This window comes from Inquilinus ginsengisoli (assembly GCF_050434925.1).
Taxonomy (GTDB): domain Bacteria; phylum Pseudomonadota; class Alphaproteobacteria; order DSM-16000; family Inquilinaceae; genus Inquilinus; species Inquilinus ginsengisoli_B.
This window is the reverse complement of the sequence record NZ_JBNDJK010000001.1, coordinates 2,284,303-2,304,765: the sequence shown is the minus strand read 5'-3', so window position 1 is coordinate 2,304,765 and position 20,463 is coordinate 2,284,303. Positions and strand designations below refer to the sequence as shown.

The window sequence follows — 20,463 nt, the reverse complement described above, 5'->3', positions numbered from 1 at the left end:
GGCTGATTACCCGATCTGCTTGAAGGCCACGAAGCTCTGCGGCGCTTCCGATGTGGTGCCGTTCGAGAGGTTGATACTCGAGTCTCGCCTGTTGAGCAGCCGCAGGCTCAGTCTGGTGTTGGGGTTGAACGGATCGAGGAATGGCTTGGGGGGCGAGCTGGTCACCAGCTGCCAGGTCGTTCCGCTCCAGCGCCAGCGCTGCTTGGTCGCGGGATTCCACCAGATCAAGCCGGCCAACCCGCCGCTCGGCTGCAGCGATGGCCGATTCTGGCCGATATACGGATTCGCGACCGTCACCGGGGTGTTGAAGGTGAACGGCATCGAGAACTCGTTGCCGCCGATGGCTGCCTGATACTCGATCCTCTCCAATTCGAGGATCTTGGTAACCACAGTGCCGGTCGTGCTGAGGTCGTCGAATTCCTGGATCAGCTGAAGCTCGAACCTGTCTCCAGCAGCGACGCTGCTGTCCACCGTCAGGCATCCGGCGACTTCGAATATTCCGGACGATTTCGGCAGGTACCGGCTGGAGCGGCCGCCATCAGGGACGAACCGGAGCTCGGGATCGCTCATGACAAACCAGGGAATCGGCGTCTCCTGACCCGCCGGAAGGGCAACGACCAATCCCTCCGCCACCTTCACATTGATCCGGCCGGCCGCCGCGCCGGTTCCGGGGCTGCCCGCCAACTGAGCGCCGTTCAGCTGATACCGGGTGCCGGTGCTCACCCCGTTGCGCCAGTTGGCGACCAGGGCGGCGTGCACCCCGGCCAGAGAGTTCAACGGGTCCGTTACCTCCGTGGCCAAGGTCAACGCGTTCGCCCCGAGGTCGACGCCGGTCACCCCCTCATCCTCGATCTTCGCGCTCATGAGGCCGTTGTTGACGCTGAGACGCGGCGCCAGCGCCAGGGTCATCGTGCCGCCGATCACCAGCGGCACGCGGCCCGGCGGCGTCGGTGTCGTTGCCGTTGCCGGCTTCGACATCGTGATGGTGCCGCTGGCGGCGTTGACGCCCAGGATACGCGTTCCGTCCGGGATGCCGGAACCGCTGATCGGCGCGGAAACGACAATGCCGGTCGTGTCGATGTTGGACACGGTGACCGACCCGTTGTCGGTGTGACCGAGGCGGTCTTTGATCGTCGGCACGATCGCCGTGATCCTGGTCTCGGTCACATTGCCGGGCCCAAACGTGACGAATGTCGCCCCGTTCAGGATCTCCACCGTGGCACCAATCTTGAACGCCGACGCGCCGAGCGGCGAATCGTTCGCGCCGGCGATGATGGGGTTTCCGACGAGGGTGGTGACGCTGGTCCGCGGCACGGTTCCCTGCGGCTGCGACCGGTGCCGGTTGCTGCGGACCAGGACGCCGGTGTTCTGGCACGCCGCGTTGCCCGGGTCGAACTTGATCTGCTCGGACGGAATCTGCGCGGTCCAGTCGGTGTTCCGGGTCCAGGCCGTGACCCAGGAATTGCAGCGATTCCAGGAGATCTCCGCCCCGTCGACGCCGTCGACCAACACGTGGCAGTAGGTGTTCGAGTCGAACTCGTTCTGCGACAACCGGATCATCTCGGCATTGGAATCGCCGCGGCGCAGCCACACGCCCGGATAGAATCCCGGGCCGCCCTCCTCGAAATGCATGCCGTTCACGCCGACGCTGGAGCAGCGCATGTCCAAGGCATTGCCGCCGAACAGGATGCCGCCTTCCTGGTTCGCCTGGAACGTGCAGTTCTCGATCGACAGCTGGCACGATGCGAAGTGCGGAAACACCAGGCCGACGCCGTCGCACTCGGAGATCTCGGTGCGGACGAGCCGGAGATGCGCCGTCGTGAAGGTGTCGGTGTTGTCGAAGATGTGATCGTCGGGCTCGTAATAGCCCGTGCCGGGAGTCGTGATCTGATATTCGACTACCCCGCCATCGGGCGAGATGAAGTTGAGGTCGATGGCATTGACGCTGGCCTCCCTGGGCAGCCGGGAGAGCGTGATGGAGTTGGCCGCGACGTTCACGGACTGGATGGTCGTGTCCGGATAGATTTTGCTGGAAGGGTTGCTGGGAACGCTGACCGGAGCACTGACGAGGTAGCCTACCTTCAGGTCCGCCACGCTGTCGAGGACGACGACCGGGTTGCCCAGCGCCAGGGTCCCCATCCGGGAGATGAACCCGCTGTCGGGTGAATGGAAGGTCAGCGGGCCGGTCGCGGCCTCCGTCGGTTGGGCAGACAGCGTCAGGCCGTTCTTGCCGTCGATCCCGACCACCGTCGTGCCGTCCGGAATGCCGATGCCGCGGACATAGTAGCCGACCTGAACCTTCCCGGTCGTCCTGCCGTCAGGGGCGTCGGGGTCGCCGGCGCCGGCGCCGAAGATCAGCGGGACGGCCGTGCCGGCCGCAGTGGCTGCGGCCGACATCACCAGGGTGTCGTAGTCGATCACCTTGGCGACCGTCGTGCCAGCCGGGATTCCAGTTCCGGAGATCGTACATCCGATCCTGATCCCGGTCGTGCCGGTTGTCACCGTGAGCAGCGTCGAGTCGGTCGCGCTGGTCGAGGTGTTGCCCAAACCGGACAGGGTGATGCCCGTCACCGTCCCCGGAGTCGCGATCGTGGCGGGGACCACATAGGTTCCGTTCAGGATAAACGACGTCTTCGCCACGCCCTGGAAGCCGCTGCCGATGCCGCGCACTGCGATCTGGGCGCCGTCGCGATAACCGCTGCCGACGCGATAGATCTTGAACCCGGTCACCGCGCCGTCGGTGCTGATCAGCAGGGTCGCAGACGGGAAATCGTCGAAGGCCTTGTTCGAGATGGTGATCTGGTCCGTGCCGATCACCGTGACTTTCGTCCCTGGCGGTATGCCGTTGCCGGAGATGGCCGCGCCGACGGCGATGCCGCTGGTGTCCTTCACCTTGGTGATGACGTTCGAATCCTTGCTGACCCAGCCGGTCGTCTGCTTGAAGGTCACCCTGGCCTGCAGATGGGCCGGGCGGCCGGCGGGGCGAAACCGATCCACGGTCACCCAGGGCTTGTCGTTCGGAAAGTCGTTGCCCACCCCATCATTGTTGTTGACCGAGACGAATTGCGCGGGTGCCCAGATGCCATGGCCGGCGACCCGCATGATCGCGCAGTCCTCGATCAGCATCTCGGCGCTGTTGCCCAGGTCGATGGCCGCCTGCTGGGACCAGTAGTTCTGTTGGGTGGGAGGGTTGCTGCGCGGGTTGGTGATCGCCAGCTCCCTGATGTGGCCGCCCCACATGAAGGTGGACGGCAGCGAGCCGCGGATCTTCAGGCAGGATGTACGGTTGGTGGTGTTGTAGAGCAGCCTGGACTTGTCCCGGCCGGCGCCCCGCATGCGCAGGGCGTTGGCCCGTCTCGTCATGAAATAGGTCAGCGTGGACGTGATGTTGTAGTCGCCTGGCGGCAGGACCACCTCGCCGCCGTTCTCACGCTGATAGTCGAGCGCCGCCTGAATGGCCGCGTTGTCGATGCCGGTGAGGTCGTTGAGGCCGTTGCCGACCGCGCCGAACCATTTGACGTTGATCTCGCTGCCGTCCCCGATCTGGCGCAGCCACCGGCCCGCGGGCGGAGGATTGCCAACAAGGCTGTCGGGTTTGATCGAGATGCCCGGATCGACGTCCGAAGCGGCCGGAGTCCATACGAACTCGCCACCGCCGCCGTCCCCGGCCTGTCGGTAGCCCTTGACGAAGACAGCCGTGGCGGCAGTGCCGGTCGGCGGCGGCAAAGCCATCAAACCACCAGCGCCCATGATCGTGTTCACGACGTCCAACGCCATATCGTCCTCCTGTTGCAATCATCGCATTTAATAATTTATGGAAATCGCAAATAAACAGCAATGGAACATTATGTTTATTCACATCTATTTACTTAATTACTTTTGTTGATTGCCGAAGACATCGGAAGATTTATTTTTAGTTGCTGACAATAATCAGCCGTCACCGGCACTGGAATTGCGGCGACGTCCGGCTTGGCCCGGCGGCGGCAGGCGATGCGATCAGGGAGAGGGGTCGCCCGGGGAATGGATTCCGGGGATCAGCCCTTCGGCGGGTAGGCGTGCCGGCCGCCGTTCGGGTCCTCGACGGTCCAACCTTCGGCGTCGGAGCCGGCGAGATAGCCGGGGCCGACCGGCACCTTGCCGCGGCCGCCCGGGATGTCGAGGACATAGGTCGGCTGCGCGAGGCCGGACAGCCGGCCGCGCAGGGCCTGCATGATCCGGCGCCCGTCCTCGATGCCGGTGCGGAACTGCGCCGTGCCGGGGGCCAGGTCGCCGTGATGCAGGTAGTAGGGCTTGATCCGCAGGCGGACGAAGTCGCGGAACAGTTGCTCCAGCACCGCCGGATCGTCGTTGACGCCACGCAGCAGCACGGTCTGCGACACCAGGGCAACACCGGCATCGGCCAGGCGACGGATCGCGTCCCGCGCCGCCGGCGTCAGCTCGCGCGGATGGTTGCTATGGATGGCGAGCCAGACGGCGCTGTCCCGCGCCTGCAGCGCCGCCACCAACTCGGGCGTCACCCGCTCCGGCTCCACCACCGGCACCCGGCTGTGCAGCCGGATCACGCCGAGATGCGGGATGGCGTCGAGCCGCGCCACTACGTCCGCCAAGCGGCGCGGCGCCAGCATCAGCGGGTCGCCGCCGGTCAGGATCGCCTCCCACACAAGCGGCCGGGCGCGGATGTAATCGATCGCGGCCGCGACCTCGGCCTCGCCCATCGCCTCGCCGCCCGGCCCGACCATCTCGCGCCGGAAGCAGAAGCGGCAATAGACCGGGCAGGCGTGCAGCAGCTTCAACAGCACCCGGTCCGGATAGCGGTGGACCAGCCCCGGGATCGGGCTGTGGGCACCGTCGCCGATCGGGTCGGCCAGCTCCTCCGGCCGGGTCTCCAGCTCGGCCGCGTCGGGCACGAACTGGCGCGCGATCGGGTCGTGGGGATCGGCGGGGTCGATCAGCTCCGCCATCGCCGGCGTCACCGCGATGGCGTAGCGTGCCGCCACATCGCGCAGCTCCGCCAGCCGTTCATGCCCCGCCAGGCCGGCTTCGACCAATGATTCGGGGCTCCGCAGACGCTGCGGAGGAAGATGTCCGTCCTTCGGCATGGTCAGACGGCGCTGAGTTCGCGCGGCAGCTTGAAGGTGATGGTCTCGACCGTGGTCGGCTCCGACTGGATGCTGACGGCGTAGCGCCTGTGCAGTTCGCTCATCACCTCCTCGACCAGCACCTCGGGCGCCGAGGCGCCGGCGGTGATGCCGAGGGTGGCGATGCCGTCGAACCAGGACCAGTCGAGATCGGCGGCGCGCTGCACCAGCATCGCCTTGTCGCAGCCGGCCCGGCGCGCCACCTCGACCAGCCGCACCGAGTTGGAGGAGTTCGGCGCGCCGATCACCAGCACCGCGTCGCAATGCGGGGCGATCACCTTGATCGCCTCCTGCCGGTTGGTGGTGGCGTAGCAGATATCCTGCTTGTTCGGCGCCGAGATGGTCGGGAACTTCGCCTTCAGCGCGTCGACGATCGCGACCGTGTCATCCAGCGACAGCGTGGTCTGGGTGGCGAAGGCCAGGTTCTCGGCATCGTCGACCTCCAGCGTCGCCACATCCTCGACCGATTCGACCAGCCGCACCGCGCCGGGCGGCAGCTGGCCCATGGTGCCGATCACCTCCGGGTGGCCGGCATGGCCGATCAGGATCACGGTGTGGCCGGTGCGGTAGTGCCGCTCGGCCTCGCGATGCACCTTGCTGACCAGCGGGCAGGTGGCATCGAGATACAGGAGCTTGCGCCGCTCCGCCTCCGCCGGCACCGATTTCGGCACGCCATGGGCCGAGAACACGACCGGCGCGTCGTTCGGCACCTCGTCCAGCTCCTCGACGAAGATCGCGCCCTTGGCCTCCAGCGTCTCGACCACGAAGCGGTTGTGCACGATCTCGTGCCGGACATAGACCGGGGCGCCGTATTTCTCGATCGCCCGCTCGACGATCTGGATGGCGCGGTCGACGCCGGCGCAGAACCCGCGCGGCGAGGCCAGCATCACCGTCAAGGACGGCCGCGCGTCCCGCGCATCCGCGCCTGCGCTTGTGCCAGCCTGTGCCATTTCCTATGGTCCTGAACCCGTTGTTGAAGGAGAGGGCGATGCCCGCCGAAGTCTCGCGCCGCGACCCTAATATAGGTGCTCTCTCAAGAAAAGCGCGGTACGGCGTCTCAGGGGGTCTCCAGTCGAGACGCCTCTGGGCCGGCAGCTCCCTCTTGCTGCTCGCAGGACTATCAGCCTGTGGTGGCGAGAATGCGGCGCAGCGCGCCGGGCTGCGCTGCCCGCAGATCGTGATTCCGCAGGAGGCCGCGGTCTACGACCTGGTGCGCAACAACAGCACCAACCCGAAGGATGTGCTGGTCGAGGCCCGGATCACCAACACCCGCGGCGACTGCACCTACGGCGACAACGCCGTGACCATGAACGTGAACGTCGAGTTCACCGCCTGGCGCGGCCCGGCCGCCTGGCTGGAGAAGGACGTCCCGGTGCAGTATTTCGTCGCGGTCACCGACGCCCAGGACCGGATCCTGAACAAGGCCACCTTCGACGTGAAGATCCCGGTGCCCCGGCTGCAGGTCACCCCGCGCGAAACCATCCAGGAGCCGCTGGAGCAGGTGATTCCCGTCTCCAGCCCCGCCGAGGGCGGCTCGTACAAGGTGATGATCGGTTTCCAGCTGACGCCGCAGCAGTTGGAGTTCAACAAGCACCGCAACGACCCGCGGACGCCCGGCGCCGCCGCCCAGGCGGCCGGCCGCCGCACCATCGCCCCGGTGGTGCCCGACCCGCGCGACCCGAACACGAACCTGTCGCAGTGACGGCGGCGGAACGATAAAGGTCGCGGATTGACTTTTTCGGCGCGCCGGACGAGTGTCCGGCAGCGCATTGATACGGCCTACGACCCTGGCGGGAGAGACTGGAACCGCGTTACCGCGGAACCGGCGCCGAAGGAGCAAACGCCCCGGAAACTCTCAGGCCAAAGGACCGCCAAGGGTAAGGCACTCTGGAGAGCAGGCAGCGGCGTCCGCCGTTGTCTCACCGATGGGGTAAGCCGGACAGGGTTCCCGGCGATTCTCTCAGGTCCCAGACAGAGGGGGTGGCGCGCGGGAATCGTCCCGCACGCCCACCTTTTGTCTGCAAGGACCCGGATACCGTGACCGATACCCCCCTGCTGCGCACGCCCCTCCACGACCTTCATGTGGAGCTCGGCGGCAAGATGGTCCCCTTCGCCGGCTATGAGATGCCGGTGCAGTACCCGGCCGGCGTCCTCAAGGAACATCTGCACACCCGGGCCGAGGCCGGGCTGTTCGACGTCAGCCATATGGGCCAGGCCTGGCTGGTGGCCGAGCCGGGTCAGGACGCGGCGGCCCTGATCGAGACTCTGCTGCCGGGCGACATCGCCGCCCTGGCGCCGGGCCGCATCCGCTATTCCCTGCTGCTGAACGACGACGGCGGCATCCTCGACGACCTGATGGTCACCCGCACGCCCGACCCGGCGCGGCTGTTCCTGGTGGTCAACGCCGCCTGCAAGGACGCCGATTTCGCCCATATCGCGGCGAAGCTGGCCGGCCGCGCCCGGCTGGTGCGGCTGGACGACCGCGCCCTGATCGCGCTGCAGGGGCCGAAGGCCGCCGCGGTGCTGGCTCGCCACGCCTTCGGCGCCGATGACCTGGCCTTCATGGAAACCGGCACCTTCGCCCTCGCCCGGGTCGAATGCATGGTCAGCCGGTCCGGCTACACCGGCGAGGACGGGTTCGAGATCTCGATCCCGGCCGAGGAGGCGGAGCGCATCGCCCGCCTGCTGCTCTTGGAGCCCGAGGTGGCGCCGATCGGCCTGGGCGCCCGCGATTCGCTGCGGCTCGAGGCGGGCTTGTGCCTCTACGGCCACGACATCGGCACCGCGACGACTCCGGTCGAGGCCGGCCTGTCCTGGACCATCGGCAAGCGCCGCCGCGCCGAGGCCAATTTCCCCGGCGCCGAGCGAATCCTGCAGCAGCTGGCCGAAGGGCCGGCGCGCAAGCGGATCGGCATCAGGCCCGAGGGCCGCGCCCCGGCGCGCGAGGGCACGCCGGTCCTGTCATCCGACGGCCGCGAGATCGGCCGCATCACCTCCGGCGGCTACGGCCCCTCGGTCGCCGGCCCGGTCGCCATGGCTTATGTCGAGGCGGGTTTCGCCGCGCCCGGCACCCCACTCACCCTCCTGATCCGCGACAAGGCGCATCCGGCGACGGTCGTCGCCCTGCCCTTCGTCGCCCCAAACTTCCACCGCTGAGCGAACAGGGAGCCAGCATCATGAGCACGCTTCGATTCACCCAGGACCATGAATGGATCCGCGCCGAGGGCGGCACCGCCACCATCGGCATCACCGACTTCGCCCAGAAGCAGCTGGGCGACGTCGTCTTCGTCGAGCTGCCCGAGGTCGGCCGGACGCTGGCGGCCGGCGACTCCTTCGGCACCGTCGAATCGGTCAAGGCGGCGAGCGAGGTCTTCGCCCCGGTGGCCGGCGAGGTCGCCGAGGTCAACGAGGCCCTGACCTCCGACCCCGAGCTGGTCAACCAGGACCCGACCGGCGAGGGCTGGTTCATCAAGCTGAAGCTGGCCGATGCCGGCGCGGTGGAGGGCCTGATGGACCAGGCCGCCTACGACGCGTTCATCAAGGACGAGCACTGATGCGTTACCTGCCCCTGACCGAAGTCGATCGCCGCGACATGATCGCGGCGATCGGCGCCGGCTCGGTCGACGATCTGTTCCGCGACGTGCCGCAGAGCGCGCGGCTGCCCGGCCCCCTGACCGAGCTGCCGCCGCACCAGGGCGAGCTGGAGGTGGAGCGCGCGCTGGGTGCCCTCGCGGCGAAGAACGTGCCGGCCGGGTCGGTGCCGTTCTTCTGCGGCGCCGGCGCCTATCGCCACCATGTCCCGGCCACGGTCGACTACCTGATCCAGCGCGGCGAGTTCTTGACCAGCTACACGCCGTACCAGCCCGAGGTCACCCAGGGCACGCTGCAGTATCTGTTCGAGTTCCAGACCCAGGTCGCCCTGCTGACCGGGATGGAGGTCGCCAACGCCTCGATGTATGACGGCTCCACCGCCTGCGCCGAGGCGATCATGATGGCGAACCGGGTGACCCGCCGGTCGCGCGCGGTGATCTCCGGCGGGCTGCACCCGCAGTATCGCGACGTCTGCCGCACCCATGCCGACTTCACCGGCTTCACCCTGGACGAGGCGGCGCCCTGCCCCGACGGGGTCGAGAGCCTGGCCGGCCGGATCGACGACACGACCTCCTGCGTCGTGGTCCAGAACCCGTCGGTGTTCGGCCATGTCCACGACCTGTCGGCCCTGGCCGAGGCTTGCCACGCCAAGGGCGCGCTGCTGGTCGTGGTGGTTACCGAGGTGGTGTCGCTGGGCCTGATGACCCCGCCGGGCGAGATGGGCGCAGACATCGTGGTCTGCGAAGGCCAGTCGATCGGCAACGCGCTGAACTTCGGCGGCCCCTATGTCGGCCTGTTCGCGACGCGCGAGAAGTTCCTGCGCCAGATGCCGGGCCGGCTGTGCGGCCAGACCGTCGATGCCGAGGGCAAGCGCGGCTACGTGCTGACCCTGTCGACCCGCGAGCAGCACATCCGCCGCGAGAAGGCGACCAGCAACATCTGCACCAACAGCGGCCTGTGCGCCCTGGCCTTCACCATCCACCTGTCGCTGCTGGGCGAGGCCGGGTTCACCAAGCTGGCGCGGATCAACCACGCCAAGGCCGTGACCCTGGCGGCCAAGCTGGCCAAGGTGCCGGGCGTGGCGGTGCTGAACGACAGCTTCTTCAACGAGATCACCATCCGCCTGCCGAAGCCGGCGGAGCCGGTGATCGACGCGCTGGCCAAGCGGCGCATCCTGGGCGGCGTGCCGGTCAGCCGGATCTATGCCAACCGCCCGGCGCTGGCCGACCTGCTGCTGGTGGCGGCGACCGAGACCAACACCGAGGCCGATATCGACGCGCTGTGCGCCGGCCTGTCGGAGGTGCTGTGATGACTGACGTCGGAACGTTCACCGGCAACCGCGGCCTGGACATCGAAGAGAAGCTGATCTTCGAGCAGGACAGCCCCGGCCATTGCGGCGTCGACCTGCCTGAGCCGGCGACCGCCGAGCTGCGGCTGGGCGGGGTGAAGCCGCGCGCCCGGGTCGGCCTGCCCGGCCTGGCCGAGCCGACGGTGATGCGCCACTACACCCGCCTGTCGCGGATGAACATGGCGATCGACACCGCGCTGTACCCGCTCGGCTCCTGCACCATGAAGCACAATCCGCGGCTGAACGAGCGGATGGCGCGGCTGCCCGGCTTCGCCGACATCCACCCGCTGCAGCCGGTTTCGACCGTGCAGGGCGCGCTGGAGCTGATCGACACCCTGGCGCATTGGCTGAAGACCCTGACCAACATGCCGGCCGTGGCCCTGTCCCCGGCCGCGGGCGCGCATGGCGAGCTGTGCGGCATGATGGCGATCCACGCCGCCCAGGAGGCCCGCGGCGAGGGCCATCGCCGGCGGGTGTTGGTGCCGGAATCGGCGCATGGCACCAACCCGGCGACGGCGGCGGCGATCGGCTACACCGTCGACGCCATCCCGGCGACGGCGGACGGCCATGTCGACCTCGCCGCGCTGAAGGCCAAGCTGGGGCCGGACGTGGCGGCGATCATGCTGACCAACCCGAACACCTGTGGCCTGTTCGAGCGCGACATCGTCGAGATCGCGCGGGTGGTGCATGAGGCCGGCGCCTTCTTCTACTGCGACGGCGCCAACTTCAACGCCATCGTCGGCCGGGTACGCCCGGGCGACCTCGGCGTCGACGCCATGCACATCAACCTGCACAAGACCTTCTCCACCCCGCATGGCGGCGGCGGCCCGGGCTCCGGCCCGGTGGTGCTGTCGGCGGCGCTGGCGCCCTACGCCCCGATCTCGGCCGTGGTGCACGATTCCGACGGCTTCCGCGTCGCCGAGCATGTCGGCCGCCCGGGCGCGCCGCAGCACAGCTTCGGCCGGCTGAAGGCGTTCCACGGCCAGATGGGCATGTTCGTCCGCGCGCTGGCCTACATGATGAGCCACGGCGCCGATGGGCTGTGGCAGGTGGCCAGCGACGCGGTGCTGAACGCCAACTATGTGCAGGCCCGCCTCAAGGACGTGCTGACCCCGGCCTTCGCCAACGGCTATTGCATGCATGAGGCGCTGTTCGACGACCGGGCGCTGAAGGACACGGGCGTGACCACGCTCGACATCGCCAAGGCGATGATCGACGAGGGCTTCCACCCGATGACCATGTATTTCCCGCTGGTGGTGCACGGCGCCATGCTGATCGAGCCGACCGAAACCGAGAGCAAGGCGACGCTGGACCAGTTCATCGGCATGATGCGGTCGCTGGTGGAGAAGGCCAAGTCCGGCCAGGCGGAGTGGTTCAAGGGCGCGCCCTACCACGCCCCGCGCCGGCGCCTGGACGAGACCGCCGCGGCCCGCAAGCCGGTGCTGCGCTGGACGCCCGAAGCGCCGCTGGCCCAGGCGGCGGAGTAGGAACGGAGCGGCCCCTTCGCTTCGGCGAGGGGCCGGACATCCGCGGTGACCGGCGGCCGGGACAAGGTTCCGACCGCCCCACCACCGTGAAATCTTGCCGATATCGCAAAACCGTCTTTCAACCACGCACCGGTCACGGCATCATCGCCTCGCGCCGCTTGGCGCGGCATACGCCTGAGGGGGCGAGATGGGGGTGCGATGGCACGCAAGGCTGTGACGAGTGCGCAGGCGCAGGCCATCGGCCCCTATTCGCACGGCGTGGTGGGTCGCAGCGACCTGCTCTTCCTCTCCGGCCAGACCCCGATCGACCCCGCAACCGGCCGCCTGATCGACGGCGACGCCGCCGTCCAGACCGAGCAGTGCCTGGCAAATCTGCGCCATGTGCTGGAAGCGGCGGACCTTACCTTCGATGCTGTGGTGAAGGTCAATGTGTTCCTGACCGACATGGCCGACTTCGCCGCCATGAACGCGGTCTATGAGCGCCACTTCCGGGCGCCCTACCCGGCCCGCTCGACCATCGGTGTCGCCGCCCTGCCGCTCGGCGCCAATGTCGAGATCGAGATGATCGCCGCCATGCCGCGGGAGTGAGGCGGCCCTTCAGGTCCGTCGTCATCGCGAGGAGCGAAGCGACGTGGCGATCCAGCGGCTCGATCTCTGGGATGGCCACGCCCGTCCGGGTTCGCCATGACGGGCTTTGCCTGGCCAGAGCTCTATTGCAGAGACCCCCAGCGCTCGACCGCGGGCTCGGCCGATGCCCAGAGCCAGGTTTTCCCCTGACGGCAGATCGACCCGACATAGATCCCCCGCGTCGCCTTGGCGCCCTCGCCCTCCTCGATCGTGACCAGGATCTCCTTGCAGCTGGCCAGAGGCGTCTCGATCAGGCGGGTGACCTGGACCGCGCCATTCTCGTCGGCATAGCCGAAGGGCAGGTCGTGCTCGACCCGCCACAGCCTGGTCTCGCCCTCCCGCATCCCGCCGGCGACGCCGGCGATCACGTCCTGCTCGTCCTTGTGCAGGTCGCGCATCACATATTTCACCCCCGCGGCGACCGCGGCCCGGGTGCCCATGCCGACGCTGTAGCCGACCACCGGGTTGGCGGTGATGGCGCCGACCGTGCCGCCGGTGGCGATGCCGCTGACATCCGCCACCATGCTGCAGCCGGCCAGCGGCAGCAGCGCGGGCATCAGGCCCCAGAGGAGACGGCGCCGCCGCCCCGTCACTGCAAAGATCCCCACCGCTCCGTGGCCGGCTCGGCCGAGGCCCATTTCCAGGTCTCGCCGTTCTGGCAGATGACGGCGACGTAGAAGGCGCGGTCCTTCCCGTCCTCGACCGAGAACACGATCTCCTTGCAGGCCAAAGGCGGCGCGCCGATCAAGCGGCTGACGGTGACCTCACCTTGCGCGTCCGCCTCGATCGGCACGTCGTGCGCAATGTCCCAGCGCGCCACCTGGCCGACCGTCAGCGGACCGGCGATTGCGGCGATCCGGTCCTGCTCGGCCTGATGGACCTTGCGCTCACCATATTGCAGCCCGGCGCTGGCAACGGAGCGGACGCCGAGGCCGATGCTGGTCGCCACCAGGGCGTTCTTGGTGACCGCCGTCGCCGCCGCCGCACCACCGACGCCGGCAAGATCCGCCGTGCCCTCATGCAGCAGAGAGCTGCAGCCGCCGAGCCCCAGCGCTGAAACCAGAAGGAGAATTGCAATGGAGGCTTTGCACGTTCCGACAGGCATCGCACCGTCTTGCGCCACGGTCTTCGGCAGATCGGGCCGAATTGCGAATCACCGTAACATCAACTTGTTACAGATGTCGACGAAAGTGGAATCTCAACTACTCCAGCATGCGGAAGCTCGGCCCGCCGCGGCCCACTGGCGGCGCCGCGGCGCCGTGCTATCGTGCGGCCGGCGCCGGACATCGGAGGAACGCCTTGGGTCGTGTGATTGCCGCCGTCGCCTATGCCGAAGGGCGACGGGTCGCCGAGATCGCCCTGTCGGAGGGCAAGAGCTGGTCGGACAAGCCCGGCCATGTCGTCTGGATCGGCATCCATGAGCCGGAGGAGGCGGAGCTGCGCGGCGTGGCGCAGCAGTTCGGGCTGCACCCGCTGGCGGTCGAGGACGCGCTGAAGGCGCATCAGCGGCCGAAGCTGGAGACCTATGGCGACGCCCTGTTCGTGGTGCTGCGCACCGCCCACCGGGTGAAGGACCATACCGAGTTCGGCGAGACCCATCTCTTCGTCGGCCCCGGCTACGTCATCGCGGTGCGGCATGGCCCCTCCTCCTATATCAAGGTACGGGAGCGGGCAGAGGCCAACCCCGCGCTGCTGAAGCACGGCGAGGATTTCATCCTCTATTCGATTCTGGACTTCGTGGTCGACAACTACACCCCGGTGGTGGAGGCGATCGAGGCTGAGGTGACGGCGCTGGAGCAGCGGGTGCTGAGGGTGCCGCTGACCGCGTCCGACATCGAGCGCATCCACGCGCTGCGCCGCGAGCTGATGGTGATCCGCCGCACCGTCACCCCGACCGCCGAGGTGTGCAAGCAGCTGGAGCATACCGGGTCGGAATGCATCGACGAGGCGATGCACCCCTATTTCCGCGACGTCGCCGACCATGTGAAGCGGGTCAGCGATCATATCGACGCGCTGCGCGAGATCGTCACCCACACCTTCGAGGCCGGCCTCTTGCTGGAATCCTCACGGCAGAACCAGGTGCAGCGGAAATTCGCCGCCTGGGCCGCGATCCTGGCGGTGCCGACCGCGATCGCCGGCATCTACGGCATGAATTTCGACAACATGCCGGAGCTGCGCCTGCCTTATGGTTATTACATCGTGCTGGGCGGGATCGTCTGCCTCTGCGGCTTCCTGTATTGGCGGTTCAAGCGCTGGGGCTGGCTGTAGCCGGTCCGGCGCGATCGATCCCCGCTTGCCAGCGCGCCGGGACTGCGGTTCAACACGGCATGACCGATCCCCTCGACACCGACGACCTCGCCCCCGAGCCCGTGGCGGCGGAGGATGACTGCCCGCGCTGCCTGAAGCCGGTGGCGCTGTGCGTCTGCGACACGGTGGTGCCGATCGAGAACCGGATCGGCCTGCTGATCCTGCAGCACCCGCAGGAGCAGGCGAAGGAGCTGGGCACCGCCCGGCTGACCGCGCTGCACCTGACCGACGCCGTGTTCAAGATCGGCCTGTCCTGGCCCAGCCTGGCCGCGGCGCTGGGCCGGCCGGCCGATCCGAAGCGCTGGGCGGTGCTGTATCTCGGCTCGATGCGGCCGGAGGATTTCCCGCCGGGGCGCGAGCTGGTGGTGCTGGACAGGAAGGGGACGCCGCTGCCCGAGCAGGACTCGGCGCTGGACGAGATCGAGGGCGTGGTGGTGCTGGACGGCACCTGGAGCCAGGCCAAGACGCTGTGGTGGCGCAACGCCTGGATGCTGAAGGGACGGCGCATCGCGCTGAAGCCGCAGCGCCCGTCGCTGTACGGCAAGCTGCGGCGCGAGCCGCGGCACGAGGCGCTGTCGACGCTGGAATCCTCGGCCTTCCTGCTGAGCCGGCTGGAGGGGCGGCCGGAGATCGAGACCGAACTCCTGGCCAGCTTCGCCCGGATGCTCGACCGCTACCGCGCCACCCAGCCGGCCCGGCCGCCCCGGGCGGATGGTCCGCGGCCCGACCGCCGCCGGCCGCAGCAGCGCCGCGGCCGGGCTCGTTAGCGCCGTTCCGCCCGCAACAGGGCCAGGGCAGGTAGAAGCGGCAGCGCCGCGACCAGCGCCAGGATGCCGTGCGTGACGTCGAAGGCCGCCAGCGCCCCCATCGGATAGGCCGGCCCCGGCGGCAGGAACAGGCCGAACAGCGCCACCGCCAGCGCCGCGCCGATCGAGGCGCTGGTGCGGTCGAGGATGTTCAGCAGCGGCACCCCGTCCGGCACCCGCTCCTTCGGCAGCGAGGCCAGGGCCGCGGTCATCGCCGGCATGCCCGACAGCACCATGCCGAAGCCGCGCAGCGCCAGCACGGCGGAGAGCCAGAGATAGCTGGTGTGGGCCCCCAGGAAGGCCAGCGGCACGGTGCCGAGCACGGTCAGGACGACGCCGGCCACCACCAGCCGGCCGCCGCCGAAGCGGTCGGCCAGCCGCCCGCTGAGCGGCATGGCCAGGGCGATGCCGAGATCCTGCGGCAGGATCAGGAGGCCGGTCATGAGCACCGTCTCGTGCCGCACCAGCAGGTAGTACAGCGGCAGCGCGATCTGCGCCCCGTAGACGGTGAAGCCGCCGCACAGCAGGATCAGCCCGGCCGAGCCGAAGATGCGCTCGCGCAGCAGGCCGATGCGGATCAGCGGCGCCTCCATCCGCCGCGCCCGCAGCACGAAGCCGGCGATCAGGGCGAGGCCCAGCAGCAACGCGCCGTCCGCCACCGCGGCGCCGAAGCCGCCGGCCTGGGCGATGGCGACGACGCCCCAGGTCATCAGTGGCAGGCCGACGGTCATCAGCACCAGGCCGGGAATGTCGAGCCGGCCGGCTTCGCCCGCGGCGCCTGCCTCCACGCGCGGCAGCCAGAGCCAGCCGGCCAACAGCGCCGCGAGGCCGAGCGGGACGTTGATCCAGAACAGCCAGGGCCAGCCCTGCCAGGCCAGGAGCGCGCTGCCGACGGTGGAGCCGATCGCTGGAGCCAGCACCACGACGATGCCCATCGTGCCCATCATCCGGCCCATCCGCCCAGGCCCGGCGGCCATGCCGAGCAGCATCTGCCCGACCGGCACCAGCAGGCCTCCGCACAGTCCCAGCAGCACCCGCGCCGCGATCAGTTGCCCGGCCGTGGCCGACACGGCGCAGGCGACCGAGGCCAGGATGAACAGGGCCAGGCTGGCGAACCACAGCCGGGCCGGCCCGACCCGCCGCGCCGCGCAGGCGCTGATCGGGATCGCGGCGGCCAGGGCCAGCAGATAGCCGGTCGCCACCCATTGCATGGTGTCGAGCGACACGCCGAAGCCCTCGCCCATCGGCGTCAGGCCGATGTTCACGATCGAGGTGGTAAGCCGCGACAGGAAGCCGCCGACGACCAGGACCCCGGCCTGGCGCCACAGCGCGGCCGGGATCCGCTCCAGCGATGCAGCCGGGGCAAGGGAGGTCATGGCGAGTCCTTATCGATGATAAATTTATCATCGATAAGGAACTGATCGAAGCTAGGCTGTCAAGCGGCGCGACCGCAGGACCGATTGATCAGGACCATCACCGCATGTCCCTCCCCGAACCGTCATTGCGAGCGCAGCGAAGCAATCCAGGGGCTCCACGTAGCGGCCCCTGGATTGCTTCGTCGGCTTCGCCTCCTCGCAATGACGCGGGGAGAGAGAGCTGTCCGGGGCCCGGACAATGAAACTGCAGCGGGACGTGGTGATCCGGACGGCGCTGGATCTGCTGGATGAGGTCGGCATCGACGGGTTGAGCACCCGCCGCCTGGCCGAGAAGCTGGGCGTGCAGTCCCCGGCCCTGTACTGGCACTTCAAGAACAAGCGCGCCCTCCTGGACGCCATGGCCAAGGCGATGATGGTGGAGGCCGGGATGGATCAGCCGGTCGAGCCCGGCGCCGATTGGCGGGACTGGATCGCCGAGGATGCGCGCCGGTTCCGCCGGGGGCTGCTGGCACGGCGCGACGGCGCCCGGCTGCACGCCGGAACCCGGCCGGAGCCGGAAGAGTTCGCCGCGGTCGAATCCGAGACGGCCCTGCTGTGCGCGGCGGGCCTCAGCCCGGCCGATGCGCTGCGCGCCGAGATCGCCATCGGCCGCTACGTGGTGGGCTGGGTGCTGGAGGAGCAGGCCGATGCCACCGACGCGGCGGAGCGCGAGGGTGAACGCATGACCGCCGCGGAGATGGCCGGCTATCCGCTGCTGGCCGAAGGCATGGCGGCGGTGCGCGACGCCGACCCGGATGCGGCGTTCGACTACGGCCTCGGCCTGCTGCTCGACGGCATCGCGGCGAAGATGAGGGGACAGGCCAGGCGGAGCGACGGTCTCAATCTTACCGGGCCAGGGCAAGTCTAGGCAAAGTCGTTCAGCCCGACTTAGCGGGCCGACCGGAAGAGCCGCCGCTGTGCTTCATTGATTGACCCTTCGTCCCAGTCCACCTCCCGTTTGGAGGTCGGCAGATGGATGCGCCTCCGGTCCCAATCGTAGAAGAGCGTTCCGTGAACGCCCATCGCGTCGCGCTTGAGAATCGGGCGATCCCAGATAGGTGTCATGACGGCGTGCGCACGCTCCTCACCGATGCGCTCGACGAGGTCCTCGGCCAATTCGATGTCCTGGCCGTCCGGAAAAATCACGGCGAATTCGGCATCCGTGGCCTGGAAAATGCTGAATGTCGCGTTGTCCGCGCCATCGATGATCTGGATATTCTTCATCATGCGATCTTGCCGGCGGCCGCGACCATCCGCAACGGGCCGGCTGTCGTCAAACATGCCGAATACCTCGAACCCGGCTTGCGGGCACCTGGAGCCAAAAGTGTTCAGCCACAGGCAGATGCGCCGAAAGGGCTCCCCGCTGAAGCGGAGAGCCCCTGTCCCCCGATCCTAGGCCACACCGCCCCGGCTCAGGGTGAAGGCCTCGAAGTCGGCGCTGTCGAGGTATTGCAGCCGGCTCCAGCCATCGGTCGCCATCGCCGCCACGTATTCGGCCGAGGCGAAGGCGGCGACGTTGCAGCCGCCGGGCAGGCAGCCGGGCGGCAGGTTGGAGTCCATCAGCCCCTGCGCGCCCTGCACCGTGCTGTGGCTGCCGACCAGCCCAACCGGTCCGGAGGTCGAGAACACCACCTCGTCGACCCGCTTGATGACGAGGCTGTAGCTGGCGAAGCCGTTCTTGTGCTTCGCCCGCCACGGCAGCGTGACCACGTCGCCCGGGGTGAAGCCGAGCACGCCGCAGCACGGGTCGGCCGAGGCCGCGCCGATGGTCGGGGCGTCGATCTCGGCATAGGTCGGGTTGTTGTCGACATGCACGGTGACGACCATGGCGTTGCCGTCGACCAGGCCCAGCGGCGCCGCGTCGACGGTGGTGATCGTGCCGGCCAGGTTGTCGACATCCGGCACGAAGTAGCGGATGCCGAGCGCCGTGATGTCGACCGGGTTGCCGGCGGTGTCGAACAGCTCGAGCCGGATCTCGAACTTGCCGGACTGATCGACGCCGACCTCCGCGCCAGTCGCATTGTAGCTGATGCCCGGCGCCGGCAGCGTGGTGTCGAACACGCCGTTCTGGTAGTCGACGGGCGCGATCACCGGACCCCAGACGCCCTGCGGCGGCAGGGAGGGCGGGATCTCGAACAGGTTCGCGACCGGCGCGTCCGGCGGTGACAACGGCCCCAGCTTGTACAGTGAGCTCACGGGCTGCCCGCCGCCGCCGTCATAGGTGTAGTGGCGGCCGACATCCCCGACCATCTGGATCCAGGGCACGGTGCCGGCGCGGCGCCAGAACAGGCGGTAGTACTTCACCCCCAGGGTCTCGCGCAGGCTGTTGTCGAACAGCAGCTGCGGCCTGAGCGTGCCGCCGAACGGCGCGCCGCCGCCGGTCAGGCCGCGATTGGCCGGCGTGGTGCCGCCCTGCAGCGCCTGCGAATTGCCGAAGATCGCGTTCATCGAGGTCTGGCCGATCGCGGTGAACAGCACCCAGTTGTCGCCGGCCACCACCGGTTCGCAGGGCGGGCAGGTGCGCGCCAGCGGATGGTGCGTGATCAGCGTGACCTCGCTGCCGCAGGCGTAGTTCCACCGCGTGTAGCAGGGCACCGGCGTCGGCCCGTAGATGACGATGTCCCACCACAGGAAGCGCTGCCTGACCTTGAAGTACAGGTCCGGCGTGTCGTGGTTGTGACAACCCTGGAAGAACAGGGTGCGGAAGTGGCCGCAATCATCGGTGTGCGCCGTGGCCACCAGCTGCTTGGTGAAAAAGCCGGGGAACAGGATGCAGAAGATCGGCCGCAGCAGCAGCTCGTGATCCAGGAGAACGCGCTGGAAGTCGAGGTCGCTGGCCGTCCGCGCGGCGAAGCGCAGGGCACTGGCCTGGTCCAGCCCGGCCAGGGCGGTGGCCGCCTCGGCATGGCTGTGGGCCATCTGCGGCGCGATCTCCGGGTTCAGCCGGCGCGGCACGGCCTGGAACGGTGCCGGGTCCGGGCCGGGCCCGGGCGGGAACGGCCCGGGGAACGGGCCCGGCAGCGGGTCCGGGATCGGGTCGGGCAGCGGCACCGGGTGCAGGATGATGTCGCGCAGCCGGTCGAACACCAGCTTCGGCAGCTTCGGCAGGATGATCGGGAAGCGGTCGACCTCATAGACCTCGACCGTGGCGTTGCAGACCGGCAGGTCGATGCTCTGCCCGCCCAGCGTGGTGCGCTTCAGCACTGTGCCGCGGACCACGCACAGGCCGCGCAGCCAGCACAGGATGGTGTCGAGGCCGACCGAAATGTCGATCGCCAGCCGCTCGGCGCCGCGGTCGACCCGCAGATGGCGCTCGACCGCGCCGCGGCGCATCAGCTCGGCGACCGAGCGGTCCTGGTCCTCCAGCCACGGGCCGACCAGCAGCCGGAGATTGGTGCCCTCGGCGCCGATCGGCACGCGCAGGGCGACCTCGCCCTTGGCGTCCAGCGGCTTCACATCCATCAGCTTGCCGCCCTGGGAGAAGGCGTAGACGGCGAGCGACGCCTTGCGGGCGCGATCGTCGTCCGGCAGGGCCACGCGGACGGTGACGCCCTGCTCCTTCGAGGGTTCGGGTCTCTTTGCCATCAAGGCCTCCTGGGTGCGGAGGGCCAGCCTCCGCGATTGGGGGAGGCAGGTGCGGGATGCGTCCGGCTGCGCCGCAGGACCGGTGCGCCCCGCCGCAGCGGCAGGGATAGCCGGCCCGCAATTCACCTCGCATTGCCCAGGAGTTGTCGCGGCACTGAT

Annotated in this window: 17 protein-coding genes and 1 riboswitch; of the genes, 9 read left to right on the top strand and 8 right to left on the bottom strand. The window is 68.7% G+C overall.

The features are described from left to right. Window positions 1-6: 6 nt before the first annotated feature. The 3 genes from QFZ27_RS11045 to ispH all read right to left on the bottom strand — a co-directional run bounded on the left by QFZ27_RS11045 (window position 7) and on the right by ispH (window position 6,088). Window positions 7-3,777 (bottom strand): hypothetical protein, encoded by a 3,771-nt coding sequence (locus QFZ27_RS11045; protein ID WP_429226385.1) that lies wholly within the window; start codon window positions 3,775-3,777, stop codon window positions 7-9. Between the two features lie 257 nt (window positions 3,778-4,034). Further along, a complete protein-coding gene (locus QFZ27_RS11040) occupies window positions 4,035-5,099 on the bottom strand; it encodes a lysine-2,3-aminomutase-like protein (RefSeq protein WP_429226384.1) in 1,065 nt (354 codons plus the stop codon). A 2-nt stretch (window positions 5,100-5,101) separates the two neighbouring features. Further along, entirely contained in the window at window positions 5,102-6,088 is a 987-nt protein-coding gene (ispH, locus tag QFZ27_RS11035; protein ID WP_429226382.1) for a 4-hydroxy-3-methylbut-2-enyl diphosphate reductase, read from the bottom strand. 152 nt (window positions 6,089-6,240) lie between these two features. On the opposite strand from ispH, the gene QFZ27_RS11030 reads away from it, so the two are divergent. The 6 genes from QFZ27_RS11030 (at window position 6,241) to QFZ27_RS11005 (ending at window position 12,152) form a co-directional block, all read left to right on the top strand. Then, window positions 6,241-6,840 (top strand): hypothetical protein, encoded by a 600-nt coding sequence (locus QFZ27_RS11030; protein WP_429226380.1) that lies wholly within the window; start codon window positions 6,241-6,243, stop codon window positions 6,838-6,840. A gap of 79 nt (window positions 6,841-6,919) precedes the next feature. Further along, window positions 6,920-7,019: riboswitch (glycine riboswitch) on the top strand. A 156-nt stretch (window positions 7,020-7,175) separates the two neighbouring features. Then, the gene (gene gcvT, locus QFZ27_RS11025) at window positions 7,176-8,294 is read left to right on the top strand and encodes a glycine cleavage system aminomethyltransferase GcvT (protein WP_429226379.1); all 1,119 of its coding nucleotides are present in this window, start codon (window positions 7,176-7,178) and stop codon (window positions 8,292-8,294) included. Between the two features lie 20 nt (window positions 8,295-8,314). Beyond that, window positions 8,315-8,692 carry a glycine cleavage system protein GcvH gene (gene gcvH, locus QFZ27_RS11020; RefSeq protein ID WP_429226378.1) on the top strand — a complete coding sequence of 126 codons (378 nt, stop codon included), beginning with the start codon at window positions 8,315-8,317 and terminating at the stop codon, window positions 8,690-8,692. Further along, window positions 8,692-10,038 carry an aminomethyl-transferring glycine dehydrogenase subunit GcvPA gene (gcvPA, locus tag QFZ27_RS11015; RefSeq protein ID WP_429226376.1) on the top strand — a complete coding sequence of 449 codons (1,347 nt, stop codon included), beginning with the start codon at window positions 8,692-8,694 and terminating at the stop codon, window positions 10,036-10,038. Before gcvH ends, gcvPA begins: the two co-directional genes overlap by 1 nt. Beyond that, window positions 10,038-11,564: an aminomethyl-transferring glycine dehydrogenase subunit GcvPB gene (gcvPB, locus tag QFZ27_RS11010; protein ID WP_429226375.1), complete on the top strand. Its 1,527-nt coding sequence runs from the start codon at window positions 10,038-10,040 to the stop codon at window positions 11,562-11,564. Before gcvPA ends, gcvPB begins: the two co-directional genes overlap by 1 nt. A 198-nt stretch (window positions 11,565-11,762) precedes the next feature. Beyond that, complete coding sequence (locus tag QFZ27_RS11005) at window positions 11,763-12,152, top strand: Rid family detoxifying hydrolase (protein WP_429226374.1); 390 nt, start codon at window positions 11,763-11,765, stop codon at window positions 12,150-12,152. 122 nt (window positions 12,153-12,274) lie between these two features. On the opposite strand, the gene QFZ27_RS11000 is transcribed toward QFZ27_RS11005, so the two are convergent. Both QFZ27_RS11000 and QFZ27_RS10995 read right to left on the bottom strand, forming a co-directional pair. Beyond that, window positions 12,275-12,748, bottom strand: a complete 474-nt coding sequence (locus QFZ27_RS11000) for a hypothetical protein (RefSeq protein WP_429226373.1) — start codon at window positions 12,746-12,748, stop codon at window positions 12,275-12,277. Window positions 12,749-12,780: 32 nt separating this feature from the next. Further along, window positions 12,781-13,296 (bottom strand): hypothetical protein, encoded by a 516-nt coding sequence (locus QFZ27_RS10995; RefSeq protein WP_429226372.1) that lies wholly within the window; start codon window positions 13,294-13,296, stop codon window positions 12,781-12,783. Window positions 13,297-13,499: 203 nt separating this feature from the next. Between QFZ27_RS10995 and corA the strand changes: the two genes are divergently transcribed. Both corA and QFZ27_RS10985 read left to right on the top strand, forming a co-directional pair. Further along, window positions 13,500-14,459: a magnesium/cobalt transporter CorA gene (gene corA, locus QFZ27_RS10990; protein ID WP_429232441.1), complete on the top strand. Its 960-nt coding sequence runs from the start codon at window positions 13,500-13,502 to the stop codon at window positions 14,457-14,459. Window positions 14,460-14,518: 59 nt separating this feature from the next. Next, window positions 14,519-15,265, top strand: coding sequence for a tRNA-uridine aminocarboxypropyltransferase (locus QFZ27_RS10985; RefSeq protein WP_429226371.1), 747 nt, complete (start codon window positions 14,519-14,521; stop codon window positions 15,263-15,265). Here QFZ27_RS10985 and QFZ27_RS10980 read toward each other — a convergent pair. Continuing rightward, window positions 15,262-16,680 (bottom strand): DHA2 family efflux MFS transporter permease subunit, encoded by a 1,419-nt coding sequence (locus tag QFZ27_RS10980; RefSeq protein WP_429226369.1) that lies wholly within the window; start codon window positions 16,678-16,680, stop codon window positions 15,262-15,264. The genes QFZ27_RS10985 and QFZ27_RS10980 overlap by 4 nt on opposite strands. 238 nt (window positions 16,681-16,918) lie before the next feature. Between QFZ27_RS10980 and QFZ27_RS10975 the strand changes: the two genes are divergently transcribed. Continuing rightward, window positions 16,919-17,587, top strand: a complete 669-nt coding sequence (locus QFZ27_RS10975; protein WP_429226368.1) for a TetR/AcrR family transcriptional regulator C-terminal domain-containing protein — start codon at window positions 16,919-16,921, stop codon at window positions 17,585-17,587. A 20-nt stretch (window positions 17,588-17,607) separates the two neighbouring features. On the opposite strand, the gene QFZ27_RS10970 is transcribed toward QFZ27_RS10975, so the two are convergent. Both QFZ27_RS10970 and QFZ27_RS10965 read right to left on the bottom strand, forming a co-directional pair. Further along, on the bottom strand, window positions 17,608-18,000 hold the full coding sequence (locus QFZ27_RS10970) for a hypothetical protein (RefSeq protein ID WP_429226367.1): 393 nt from the start codon (window positions 17,998-18,000) through the stop codon (window positions 17,608-17,610). Between the two features lie 111 nt (window positions 18,001-18,111). Next, entirely contained in the window at window positions 18,112-20,304 is a 2,193-nt protein-coding gene (locus tag QFZ27_RS10965) for a hypothetical protein (protein ID WP_429226366.1), read from the bottom strand. Window positions 20,305-20,463: the final 159 nt, after the last annotated feature.

Excerpts from the sequence above, each read along its gene's own strand:
- QFZ27_RS11045 (WP_429226385.1), bottom strand. The coding sequence starts at position 3,777 with ATGGCGTTGGACGTCGTGAACACGATCATGGGCGCTGGTGGTTTGATG.
- QFZ27_RS11040 (WP_429226384.1), bottom strand. The coding sequence starts at position 5,099 with ATGCCGAAGGACGGACATCTTCCTCCGCAGCGTCTGCGGAGCCCCGAA.
- ispH (WP_429226382.1), bottom strand. The coding sequence starts at position 6,088 with ATGGCACAGGCTGGCACAAGCGCAGGCGCGGATGCGCGGGACGCGCGG.
- gcvH (WP_429226378.1), top strand. The coding sequence starts at position 8,315 with ATGAGCACGCTTCGATTCACCCAGGACCATGAATGGATCCGCGCCGAG.
- gcvPA (WP_429226376.1), top strand. The coding sequence starts at position 8,692 with ATGCGTTACCTGCCCCTGACCGAAGTCGATCGCCGCGACATGATCGCG.
- gcvPB (WP_429226375.1), top strand. The coding sequence starts at position 10,038 with ATGACTGACGTCGGAACGTTCACCGGCAACCGCGGCCTGGACATCGAA.
- QFZ27_RS11005 (WP_429226374.1), top strand. The coding sequence starts at position 11,763 with ATGGCACGCAAGGCTGTGACGAGTGCGCAGGCGCAGGCCATCGGCCCC.
- QFZ27_RS11000 (WP_429226373.1), bottom strand. The coding sequence starts at position 12,748 with ATGCCCGCGCTGCTGCCGCTGGCCGGCTGCAGCATGGTGGCGGATGTC.
- QFZ27_RS10995 (WP_429226372.1), bottom strand. The coding sequence starts at position 13,296 with ATGCCTGTCGGAACGTGCAAAGCCTCCATTGCAATTCTCCTTCTGGTT.
- QFZ27_RS10985 (WP_429226371.1), top strand. The coding sequence starts at position 14,519 with ATGACCGATCCCCTCGACACCGACGACCTCGCCCCCGAGCCCGTGGCG.
- QFZ27_RS10980 (WP_429226369.1), bottom strand. The coding sequence starts at position 16,680 with ATGACCTCCCTTGCCCCGGCTGCATCGCTGGAGCGGATCCCGGCCGCG.
- QFZ27_RS10975 (WP_429226368.1), top strand. The coding sequence starts at position 16,919 with ATGAAACTGCAGCGGGACGTGGTGATCCGGACGGCGCTGGATCTGCTG.
- QFZ27_RS10970 (WP_429226367.1), bottom strand. The coding sequence starts at position 18,000 with ATGTTTGACGACAGCCGGCCCGTTGCGGATGGTCGCGGCCGCCGGCAA.
- QFZ27_RS10965 (WP_429226366.1), bottom strand. The coding sequence starts at position 20,304 with ATGGCAAAGAGACCCGAACCCTCGAAGGAGCAGGGCGTCACCGTCCGC.